Source organism: Burkholderia sp. BCC1977, assembly GCF_905339595.1.
In the GTDB taxonomy this organism is placed as follows: Bacteria; Pseudomonadota; Gammaproteobacteria; order Burkholderiales; family Burkholderiaceae; genus Burkholderia.
Window position 1 is genome coordinate 1 of record NZ_CAJPGQ010000113.1, and the last position, 2,253, is coordinate 2,253.

Here is a 2,253-nt window from a genome sequence, read left to right on the forward strand (position 1 = left end):
GCAAGATCGCGGCCATTTTGCAAAGGCTGACGATGTTCGGCGCCGAATCGATCTATCCTCCACATTTTTGGGATAAGCCGCGAAAGCCCGGCAGAATAGCGCGGGCGAGCCCGTGCACCGGTGCCGGGCGCGCCGGCCGGCCGATTCCGTCGTGCAAGCGGAGCGGCGGCGATATCGGCGTGAGCGTGTGCCCGATACGGATGCATCGCGTCTGCCGATGGTGTATGTCGCGGTGGCTGATCGCCCGGTTGCGCATCGCGCGGCCGGACCATCGACAAGAACAGGGAGGGGCCGGCAATGAGGCTGGACGACGAAAGAGAAAGCGTGAACGTCGAGGATCGACGCGGTGGCGGCGGGTTCGGCGGCGGACGCGCGACGATCGGCATCGGCACGATCGTGGTCGCGCTGGCCGCGTCGTATTTCTTCGGGATCGACCCGCGCGTCGTGCTCGAAGGCGCATCGGCGCTGCAGGGCCGCCAGCAGCAGGCGCAGCCCGCGCCCACGCAGCACCAGGGCGCGCCGGCGAGCGATCCCGGCTCGGTGTTCACGCGCAAGGTGCTTGGCAATATCGAGCGCACCTGGACCGGCGTCTTCAACACCCAGTTGCATGCGCAGTACGAGGCGCCGAAGCTCGTGATGTTCACGAACTCGACGCCGACCGCGTGCGGCACCGGGCAGACCGCGATGGGGCCGTTCTACTGCCCGGGCGACCGCAACGTGTACATCGATCTCGGCTTCTACGACGAACTGCGCAAGCGGTTCGGCGCGGGCGGCGATTTCGCGCAGGCCTACGTGATCGCGCACGAGGTCGGCCATCATGTGCAGAACCTGCTCGGCATTTCCGACAAGGTCGATGCCGCGCGCCGTCGTTCGAGCGAAGCGCGCTCGAATGCGCTGTCGGTGCGGATGGAACTGCAGGCCGACTGTTTCGCCGGCGTGTGGGCGAACAACGCGCAGCGCGCGAACCAGCGGCTGATGGAGCCCGGCGATTTCGAGCAGGGGCTGAAGGCGGCGGCCGCGATCGGCGACGATCGGCTGCAGCAGCAAGGCCAGGGCTACGTCGTGCCGGAGAGCTTCACGCACGGCACCAGCGAGCAGCGCGTGTACTGGCTGCGGCGCGGGATGGAGTCGGGTGAAGTGAGCGCCTGCGACACGTTCGCCGCAAACGCGCACTGATACGGACACCGACTAACAGGGCGGGGCGCGCACGCGGCCGCGCCTCCGTTTCGTGGCCGCGCGCGTGACCGCTCCGCGCATTTCGCTGATCCTTCCGATCGTGCTCGATCGGCGCGCGATGCTTCGCGCCGCCTTCGACGTCCCTTTTCGATCGCACGGCTCGCGGCGCATGATCTCCTGACGCGAATTCCGTGGTCGCTACACGGCCGGCGCGCCCGCCATCCATCCCCCCGAATACGAATTGCCGATTCGTGCTCACCGGCCCGTTTCGGCGCGGGTAGGCTGGCCCGAACTTCGACGCGTTCGGCCGCCGGCCGCCCCCATCATGCCGACCTCATCCGCTTCCGCCGATCACGAAGCCGCCGACTGGCAGCGCGCGCTGCGCGCGTGCGTCGATGCGTTCGACGCATTCGCGAGCCCGTCCGCGATCGTGTTCTACCGGCTCGACCTGAGCGGCGAACCGGCCGATTTCGAGCTGTTCGGGATGCCGGAGTCGATGCATCGCACCTACATTGCGCGCTATCGCATGCTCGATCCGCTTCACCCGTCGCGCTGCGCGGCAGGCCAACACGCGGTCGTGACGCTCGCGTCCCAATTGCCTGACGAAAGGCGCGATGCGTCCGCGTACTGGACCCGTTTCCTGCGACGCCACGATGTGGCCGACGTCGTCGAAATCTGGCTGCGCGACGACGCGGGTCGTACCGTCGGCGCGTTTTCGCTGCTGCGCTTCGGGACGGGCGACGCGGACGGCAACAGCACGGCGGGCCGGTTCGCACCGGGCGAAATCGACGCGCTGGCGCGGCTTCAGCCGGTCGCCGAAGCCGCGCTGGCCCCGCTGCTGCGTGTGCGGCGCGGGATTCACCGGATCGGCTGCGAGGAGCGGCTGACGTACCGAGAGGAACAGATCGCACGCCTCGTGCGCGACGGGCGCTCGAACAAGGAGATCGCACGCGATCTCGCGCTCGGCCAGCCGACCGTCAAGACGCATCTGATGCGTATGTACCGGAAGCTCGGCGTGTCGAACCGCACCGAGCTGGTCGGCGCGTTGTTCCTGTAGTTTTCTCCGCATCCGCACCC

General features: G+C 68.1%; 2 protein-coding genes. Both read left to right on the plus strand.

All coding sequences use genetic code 11. The features are described 5' to 3' along the window. Window positions 1–297 precede the first annotated feature (297 nt). The gene (locus U5771_RS34905) at window positions 298–1,176 is read left to right on the plus strand and encodes a neutral zinc metallopeptidase (RefSeq protein ID WP_322028144.1); all 879 of its coding nucleotides are present in this window, start codon (window positions 298–300) and stop codon (window positions 1,174–1,176) included. A gap of 325 nt (window positions 1,177–1,501) precedes the next feature. Further along, window positions 1,502–2,233: a helix-turn-helix transcriptional regulator gene (locus tag U5771_RS34910; protein ID WP_322028145.1), complete on the plus strand. Its 732-nt coding sequence runs from the start codon at window positions 1,502–1,504 to the stop codon at window positions 2,231–2,233. Window positions 2,234–2,253 lie beyond the last annotated feature (20 nt).

Coding starts and splice junctions, on each gene's coding strand:
- U5771_RS34905 (WP_322028144.1), top strand. CDS start 298: ATGAGGCTGGACGACGAAAGAGAAAGCGTGAACGTCGAGGATCGACGC.
- U5771_RS34910 (WP_322028145.1), top strand. CDS start 1,502: ATGCCGACCTCATCCGCTTCCGCCGATCACGAAGCCGCCGACTGGCAG.